6 protein-coding genes and 1 pseudogene are annotated in these 8,503 nt (G+C 58.8%); 4 read left to right on the top strand and 3 right to left on the bottom strand.

What is annotated here, in order from left to right:
* Nucleotides 1-108: 108 nt before the first annotated feature.
* Both FYJ63_RS10845 and FYJ63_RS10840 read left to right on the top strand, forming a co-directional pair.
* Nucleotides 109-828, top strand: a pseudogene (locus FYJ63_RS10845) ((Fe-S)-binding protein); the annotation flags it as partial.
* 254 nt (nt 829-1,082) lie between these two features.
* Nucleotides 1,083-2,648 carry a cell surface protein gene (locus tag FYJ63_RS10840; RefSeq protein WP_154546604.1) on the top strand — a complete coding sequence of 522 codons (1,566 nt, stop codon included), beginning with the start codon at nt 1,083-1,085 and terminating at the stop codon, nt 2,646-2,648.
* A 274-nt stretch (nt 2,649-2,922) separates the two neighbouring features.
* On the opposite strand, the gene FYJ63_RS10835 is transcribed toward FYJ63_RS10840, so the two are convergent.
* The 3 genes from FYJ63_RS10835 to FYJ63_RS10825 form a co-directional block, all read right to left on the bottom strand.
* Nucleotides 2,923-4,455 carry an AI-2E family transporter gene (locus FYJ63_RS10835; protein WP_154546602.1) on the bottom strand — a complete coding sequence of 511 codons (1,533 nt, stop codon included), beginning with the start codon at nt 4,453-4,455 and terminating at the stop codon, nt 2,923-2,925.
* Nucleotides 4,455-4,964, bottom strand: a complete 510-nt coding sequence (locus FYJ63_RS10830) for a GNAT family N-acetyltransferase (protein WP_154546600.1) — start codon at nt 4,962-4,964, stop codon at nt 4,455-4,457. The genes FYJ63_RS10835 and FYJ63_RS10830 overlap by 1 nt, the downstream gene beginning before the upstream one ends.
* A gap of 77 nt (nt 4,965-5,041) precedes the next feature.
* Nucleotides 5,042-5,977: a Bax inhibitor-1/YccA family protein gene (locus tag FYJ63_RS10825; protein ID WP_154546598.1), complete on the bottom strand. Its 936-nt coding sequence runs from the start codon at nt 5,975-5,977 to the stop codon at nt 5,042-5,044.
* Between the two features lie 184 nt (nt 5,978-6,161).
* Between FYJ63_RS10825 and FYJ63_RS10820 the strand changes: the two genes are divergently transcribed.
* Both FYJ63_RS10820 and FYJ63_RS10815 read left to right on the top strand, forming a co-directional pair.
* Entirely contained in the window at nt 6,162-7,220 is a 1,059-nt protein-coding gene (locus FYJ63_RS10820; protein ID WP_154546596.1) for a sensor histidine kinase, read from the top strand.
* A gap of 31 nt (nt 7,221-7,251) precedes the next feature.
* The gene (locus FYJ63_RS10815) at nt 7,252-8,001 is read left to right on the top strand and encodes a response regulator (protein ID WP_154546594.1); all 750 of its coding nucleotides are present in this window, start codon (nt 7,252-7,254) and stop codon (nt 7,999-8,001) included.
* Nucleotides 8,002-8,503 lie beyond the last annotated feature (502 nt).

The raw sequence follows: 8,503 nt of genomic DNA, 5'->3' as shown, positions 1-8,503 counted from the left end.
CCAGCCCCCACTTGTCTACCATAACACTTTTGGGGGGGGGGTGGGTGTATTTCCCCCCCCCCCCCCCCCCCCACCACCACCCCCCCCCCCCCCCCCCACGACTCATTTCCTACCGTTGCGGTCTGGGCGGATTCCTTCTCCGAAGGCATCGACCCAGACGGAGCCGAAGCCGTGGTGGAACTCCTCGAAAAGGCCGGCTATCGCGTCTTTATTCCGAAACCCGCTTGTTGCGGACTAACCTATGTCACCACCGGCCAGCTCGACAAGGCGCGAAAAAACCTCACTCGCCTTTGTGGAGTTCTCGGACCCCTTGCGGTGAACGGCATCCCGATTATTGGTGTCGAACCATCCTGCACCGCGACCCTGCGCGAGGACCTGCCGCGATTGCTGCCGGATGACCCGCGAGCTCACGCAGTTGCCGGCGCCACGATGACCCTGGCGGAACTTCTGACCGACCCCGAACTTGGACCAGGCGAACGCTGGACGCCTCCGAATCTGGAGGGGCTCGAAATCGTCGCCCAGCCCCACTGCCATCACTTCAGCGTCCTGGGTTGGAAGGCAGACCGGGAACTCCTCGCTCGAACCGGCGCGACCCTAACCGAGCTTTCGGGATGCTGCGGGATGGCCGGTAACTTCGGGATGGAGGCCGGTCACCTCGAGGTTTCGAAGAAAGTCGCGGAACACGCCTTACTCCCTGCCCTGAAAGCGCATCCTGACGCGGTTTTCCTCGCTGACGGGTTCTCTTGCCGAACCCAGGCCACCCAGCTTGCCGGACGCGATGGTATCCACCTCGCGCGGCTCCTTCTCGCGGATAGCGTACCCGAATAACCACACCCCCTCTGATATTCGTTACTTCAGGCAACTATTGTTACTGGCGTGAAAACTGATGCGCCAATTCGCCATATTTTAGGGATAGGTGTGGTTATTCAGGTACTCCCCTCAAAAAATTTCCCCGAAAAAAGCGGGGCGTGTGTGTAACAGGAGTGAAAACGTGAGATGATAGGGCAAGTAGGCAACGTCTGAGGCTATTGAGCGCGGTTTTCAACGTGCCAGCGCCCGGCGCCAAGAAGAGTGAGGTTGAGATGTCTCTTTTCGAGTATGACCAAGGCCACCTGATTCCTGCCCAGTTCGGACATCCGGTCGGTTCCGAAGCCCAAGGGGAGATTCTCGACTCGGTGCGCCGCCAGGTCCTCGAAGTCATAGCCCGCCCTCTTTTCCCCGTGACCTGGAGTGATCTGTCAACAGCCGCGGTTCCGGTAGCGGGAATGCCCGCGGATGCGCTGACGGAGCCGGATTCAACAATCGTCACTCCCGAGTCTTCTCCGCGTCTGACCGCTCTGGACGGCTCCGGCCAGGTAGTTCTGGTTGAAGTCATGGAAAAGTTAAATTCCCAGACGCTGATTGAATCTTTAGCGCGGCTCGGCGCCATCTCGAATCTCGGGTGGAATGATCTTGCTGCCGCCTATCCTGGGGGAGTGGGAGCCTTCCGCTCCGGTTGGACCCAGTTCCGCGACGCAATGCCCCCGAATCTCACTGCCGGACCGCGACTAATCCTCGTCACGACCGAGATCGACCCCGGGGTGCGGCCGGCTCTGGATGCTCTGACAACTTCCGGCCTGGAGGTTCACCACGTCAGCGTCCGCGAGATGTCCAACGGGCGGCGTTTCCTTGATGTCCAGCGGGTTGCGGCCTCGCTGTTCAGCCACGATACGAATCTCTTGGCGGGACGTGCCGCGCGGATGCCCGCCTTGACTTCTACGGCGGCGGAGGATTTCTCGAGCCCGCAGTCGGCTTCGGTCTCGGACGATTCTTTCCACGGGGATTCAACAAGTGCCAGCCCGAAAAACGCGCCAAGCGCGGCCGAATCAGGCTCCGCGGCAACTCCGGTTTCCGCGGCGGTCGCAGCAGAGGCGCCCGCGTCGGCGCCCTCGCCCGATTCGGAGCAGGAACTGGCGACCATTCCTGCAACCGCCCCCCAGCCGGTTGATGAGCCGAGCCTCCAAACAGGCTCAATTTCGCGGCATTCCATTATGGAAGCCGCCAAGAGTTCCCCCGTTTCCCCGCTGGCTGGAGACGAGGACGATGAGCCGGTGGAGTCCCTGTTCACGACCGCACACGATTCTAGGCCTGAGGACGGTGAGCCGAGCTTCTCTCAGGTGGTTTTCGGAGCGGAACCTGACGCTGAGAAGGGCAGCTTTCCCGAGGCGGAACCCTCCGATTCGGTTTCCCTGCATCACCATTCCCATCGTGCGGATAGTGACGAAGCCCAGGCGGGCCTTCCAGATGAAATCTCCCCCGCTACCGATGAAGAGGATTTTGTGGACATCAACGGGCTGCTCTCACATGACAGCGCCGGACTCGAGGCAATTGCCCAGGTCACTGGGGAGGACACCCCACTTTTTGGCCAGGCGAACTTGGGCGAGGGCCCAGAGCCTTCGGTAATCCAGGCAACCTTGCTGGAGCGCGGGGCCATCGAGTTGGAAGGTCGGACGTTCTCCACTCCACGTGACGCAGCCTTGGCGGTGGGGGCGCCGGACTCGGTAGGCGACGGTTGGGACTTTTGGCATCTCGGCCTGGTGGAAGGGCCTTCTTTGGCGGAAGCCTGCGAAGAAATCAACGTCGAACTGCGTCGCGAACTAGATTCCTGAGGCTCTGTACGCTTTAGGTGTTTGAATTTGGGCTCCTTAGATTTGGGCTATACCGAAAAGATGTTCCGTAACTGAGGAAAAATTGGCCATTGGTGGAAATAGTGGCAGCAGAGGCCAAAATCTCCTGAGTTACGTAAGTACCTCCAGGTACACAACCTAAAAACACCATAGCACTAGCGCAGAACAGACTCATTCCTGACGGAGCCCGGGGGAAAACGTGGTTACCCCTAGCCGGCTAGGGGGCGCTATCAGCATAAGCTGCGAGAAAGCGCGATTATTCCGGTTTGCCTGGAGTCTCAGCTGGTGACTCCTTGGCACCCGCCTCCGCGGAGCCCTCGCCGTTTGTAGCCCTCGCGGCGCCCACTGATTCCGAGGCTCCCGCGGCGGCATCGGCTTTCTTCCGTGCCTCCACTGCTTCGCTACGGGCGGCCTCGGCGGCAGCACTGGCAACAGCAGCCTGTTCCTCTTTGTCTGCTGCGGCCTTAGCCAGCGCCTCCTTGGTCAAAATCTCCTCGGGGCGCTCATAAGAAGCCTTAATCTGGGCATGAATCGTCCCGGGAGGCCCGCCAATCCGGTCGTGCTTTCCCGCCAGCCGCGGCATGGTGTCGTGGCCGGTCAGATAGAGCATCACCGTGTTGATGAAGGCCACAATCGGCACTGCCAAGAGCGCGCCCATAATCCCCGCAAAGTAGGTTCCTACGGTGATGGAGAGCAGCACCGCGAGCGGGTGGAGGCTGACTGCGGAGGACATGAGGAGGGGCTGGAGAACGTTGCCTTCGATTTGTTGAACCGCCAAGATGACTCCGAGCATGATGAGCGCCTTGATGAGCCCTTGATCGAGCAGAATCACCAAAACCGCAATCGTGCCGGTCGTGAAAGCACCAACGATCGGGATGAAAGAACCGAGGAAAATCAACATCGCCAGGGGAATCGTCATGGAACCGGCGCCCAAGACTCCGGCGCCTATCGAGATGAAGACGGCATCAACACAGGCCACCATGGCTTGCGCCTTGATGTAGCCCTTCAGCGTAATCCAGCCGCGAATCCCCGCCTCGTGAACCGGCTCCCGAAAAGACACCGGCAACATCCGCATGAGCCACACCCAAATCTGACGCCCATCTTTGAGGAAGAAAAACAGGCAGAACAACGCGATGAGGATCATGGCGAACACGCTCACCACCGAGGAAGTCACCGACCAGGCCGAAGACGCAATCGAGGAAGAATAGCGCTCCAAAAGCCCCGCCAACTGGGAGGTGAATTCGCCGACGTACTTGTCGATTTCCGTTTGCTGCAGCGCCAAGGGGCCATCGCTCAGCCACGCAATGAGCTTGTCGAAACCGCCACCGGCCTTCTTGACCAGGGCGGGGACGCCGTGGGCGAGTTGTGAAACCGCCAGCCAAATTGCGAGGGTCAACAGCCCGAGTCCGAGAATGAGCGAAATTGCCGCGGATAACGTCTTGTTGACGTGCCATTTCTGTAACTGGAAGTGTACCGGTTCCAACAAGAGCGTCAAGAGTAGCGCCAAGGCAATCGGGATGAAAGCGACCGTGACCTTGGAGATTCCCCAGGTGATTCCCGCCACCGCGACCGTAATCACGATGAGGCGCCATGCCCACGCGGCCGCGACCCGAACTCGCCACGCCACCTCATCGGCGGCATTGGATCCGTGGATGACTTTCGGTGGGGCAATGGGCTCGACTTCGTCTAGGTTCGGGTGTTGGTGAGTGATGGTGCGGAGCGCCCGCACTTCGCGCAGCCAGTTGCGAGGGCTCTCTTTAGAGGTAGTTTGACGTGTTTTCTTTTCCATTAACGCACCATTCGGTTCAAAACTAGGCCGTAGTTCACTTCGCGTCCCGTCACGGCTCCGTCCGAGAGGAATCCGGCTCGACGATAGAAGCGATGGGCGCGTTTCTCGCTCTCGTAGCCACTGGGAAGCCACAGTTGGGCGGGCTCTTGCGGGCCGAGAACATACTCCAGCAAGCGCCGCCCGAGACCCTGACCTTGATATTCACTCATGAGATAATGCATGGAGACTTCGCGGTTTCGCGCCGGCAGCGCCACGTTTTCGGTTCTAATCGTGGGGACTGTCATCGCGATCCCCACGACGCGCCCATGCTCGACCGCGATCGCGACGCGCCGACCGGCAAGGTCGGTTGTCAGGAGGCGGTGCCATTGGTCAACCAGGACTGCTTCATCAAAGCGCCCGAGATATTTCGGGTCGATAAACTTTCCGTAATGTGCGAGCCACATGCGGGCATGAGCAACCCCCATTCCGGCGGCATCTTGAACCTCGGGAGGGCGAACAGTGACAGTCATAGTTTCAGTTTAGTGGGTTTTCCTTCGCGGCCTAAACCGGTTATCGCCGGGGAGGGCCGCGGGGAAAACCTCGATTTTTAGTTGTCGGATGAGGCAAAGAGGGCGAACAGGCGCAGGAACTCCAGGTAGAGCCACACCAGCGTCACCATCAAGCCGAAAGCGGCGGTCCAAGCGGTTTCCGCCGGAGCGCGATTTTCCACTGCGCGCATGATGAAGTCGAAGTCGGTCACCAGGGACAGTGCGGCGAGGACGATTGCCACCAGGCTCACCACGACCCAGAGCGGGAAACCGAACAGAGTCACGTTGTAGAAGTTAGCGGCGGGGAAAATCATCGAGATGACAAAGTTCAACAGGTAGAACACGAACAGTGACCCCATCCCGATAAAGACTACTCGCATCAGGGTTGGGGAGTTCCGAATTGTCTTCGTCTTGAACAAAACGAGCATCACCAATGTCGTCACGATGGTCGCCCCGATAGCTTTCGGAACCACTCCGCCAGCCAAAGTCGAGTAGAGCTGGGAGATGGAGCCGAGCATGAGCCCTTCAAAGAAGGCATAGCCGAGAATCAGCGCGGGAGAAGGGCGGCGTTTGAAAGAGTTCACGAGCCCTAGAATCAGGGCCACAATCATTCCGCCGAACATCATCGCGTATCCCAGACCCGGGTTGGTCGCGGTGGTGAACCAGGAAACTGCCCCGCCAACCAGCAGTACCCCGAAGGTGAGCAGCGTCTTGATGAGGACATCGTCCAAGGTAACCGGTCGGGTGGCAGTGGGTGCGTTTGACGCCGGAGGGAAGCCGTAGTCGGCTTGCTGACCGGCGTTTGGCGCTGCGAACGGGTCGTTCGGGTAGGCCTGCGTGGGCTGGGTCGTCGGGTTCGGCTGGTAGGTGGCGTATTGGCCCTGACCAGGAAGGGTCTGGGTTCCGCCGCCGACCTGGTAGCCGGGCATCGCGGGATAACCAGCCGGGGTACGCTGCGTAAAGACTTTGTTGCGAGTGAAAACGGGGTTGGTCATTATTCTCCTTTAGATTCCTAAAACAAGGCCATTCTATCGGGTTTTCGTGGAGTGTTGGCTTTCGGTAGTCATCCCCCAGTCGGATTTTCTCGGGCATGGCTGGATTTTCTTCACCCCAAAAATGGTAACCGTCCCAGTTTGCTTCGCGAGTAACCGTCCCCGTTTGCTCCGCTAAACTGACTTCATGAAGAAAACCACGGAGTCGCCGCAGTCCTCGGGGCAGGTTCCGACCTCCGAACGAGCCCGAACCTCCGAACCCACCCGCACTCCAGTTCGGGTTCTCGTAACAAACCTTCTGTTGGCCGTGACTTTGATTGTGCTGTTGGGTGTGGGGGTTCTCGTCGTGGTGCAAGTCGGCTTCCTCGAAACAGACCACGCGGCAGCCGCGCGAGGCATGTTGGTTCTCGTGATTTCGCTGCTCCTGGTGGTGGCGGTTTTGCTCCTGCGCATTGCCCAAATGGGCCGCGAGCGCGTTGATGAACTCACCTTGCGCAACAAGCAACTCGAACTGGAACGTGAACAGTCCGAACAGATCGCGGTCGCCGACGAACGCGCCCGGATTGCCCGAGAGATGCACGACATCGTGGCCCACTCCCTGACCGTGATTATTGCGATGAGCGACGGGGCGACCGCAGCGCTGGATAAGAATCCGGAACTCGCTAAAGAGGCTCTAAAAACCATGGGCGAAACCGGCAGGACCGCGCTTAATGACACCAGGCGGCTGGTGGGGGTGTTGCGGGCGCCGAGTGAGGTTCCGAAAAACCTCGATTCCTCTGTGAGCGAGGCTCCGGAGGCTTCCTCTTTGGAAGAAGTTCGGTTCACTCCCTCGCCAGATTTGGGGGAAATCGACGGGCTCATCGAGCAATTTCGTGCTGCCGGTTTGCCGATTACCTACGAGATGACCGGCGGAGAAGTCCCTGCTGACGGCCCCTTGCAACTCACGATTTTCCGGATTGTACAAGAGTCCTTGACAAATATTTTGCGCCACGCTCCTTCCTCGACTGCCGTGAAAGTCACGCTCGAGGTCGCGCCGGATGGGATTGAGATTTCCGTGTTTAACGCGACTTCGCTTGCGGGCATTAATCCCGGCGGGGGCAAGGGGCTTGTCGGGATGCGGGAGCGCGCTGCAGTTTACGAGGGACACGTTGATGCCGGTCCCACTCCCGGGGGCTGGCGAGTCGAGGCGAGCCTGCACTGGCCCGCCGCCGCTAAAGACAGCGATACTTGGGTGATGCCCTCTTGAGGAATTGGGAGATACTAGGAAGGTGAATGAGATGAGTGATGGGGAAAACGCGGTGGCGAGGGAGGATCCGGCGGGTGAGGCTCCGGCGGGTGATCCGGTGAGTGGCGAGCCAATCAAGGTGCTGCTGGTTGATGACCAGTCCCTCATTCGCATGGGATTCCGCATGGTTCTCGAGGCCGCAGACGATATCGAAGTGGTCGGAGAGGCCGCGGACGGAAAGACGGCGCTGCAGATGGTGCGCGCGACAAAACCGGATGTCGTCTTGATGGACGTGCGGATGCCGAACATGAACGGAATCGAGGCGACGGGGGAGATTGTCGGCATGAATCCGGCGGTGAAAGTCCTTATCCTGACGACTTTCGACCTGGACGAGTACGCTTTCGGAGCGCTGCGGGCGGGCGCGTCAGGCTTCTTGCTGAAGGACGCGAAACCGGAGGAACTCATCGCAGCGATTCGCGCCGTGGCTCACGGGGACGCCGCGATTTCGCCCAGGGTCACCAAAAAGATGTTGGAACTGTTCGCGCCGCAACTGCCCGGCGAGGACGAGGGCGACCCGGCTTTGACGGTAGACACCGTGGCCTTGGCGAGCCTGACAGAGCGGGAAACCGAGGTTTTGAAACTCATCGCGCAGGGGTTGACGAATCAGGAAATCGCTGATGAACTCTTTATCTCCATGACAACCGTAAAGACGCATGTCGGGAATATCCTCGGAAAGATTAATGCTCGCGATCGGGTTCAGGCCGTGATTTTTGCCTACGAGAATGGGCTCGTTGAGGGCTAGATACTTCCGGGGTTCCGCCCAGAAACTACGATTCAAAAATCGTATAAGTTAGGCGCGATCCCGAAGCCTCCTCGAAACCGGAGGCCTCAAACCCTTACTAAAACACCCCTAATAGCGAAGAGCCGCGAAAGCTGTGCCGTGAGTCTGGGTATGTCTTTTGACACGTTTTTACCTTTGGGGACGGGCCAAACTGGTAAATTTACCAGTTTGGCCCGTCCCCAAAGGTAAATTCGACACCTAAAACGGCTTAGCGGCTTTATTTTCAATGCTTTGTTGGTGTCGGGGCGGTGTTGAGACAGAATTTCAGCCCCTAAGAACTGGGTTGCATCGAGAATTTATCCTGTAACTCTAGAGATTTTGGTCATGAGTGGAAATAGGGTTAAAGGACAAATTGTGTGTTTTTTATCCGGGATTTTTGTTGTTGTAGAGCCTTAAAGTCGGGTTGAAAGTTGGTTTGGCTGAACTTTGGGGTCGGTCAAATTGTGTGTCTGTTTTCCCGGGT

The sequence above is a fragment of the Mobiluncus porci genome (assembly GCF_009695935.1).
In the GTDB taxonomy this organism is placed as follows: Bacteria; Actinomycetota; Actinomycetes; order Actinomycetales; family Actinomycetaceae; genus Mobiluncus; species Mobiluncus porci.
This window is presented reverse-complemented; position numbering and strand designations above follow the sequence as displayed.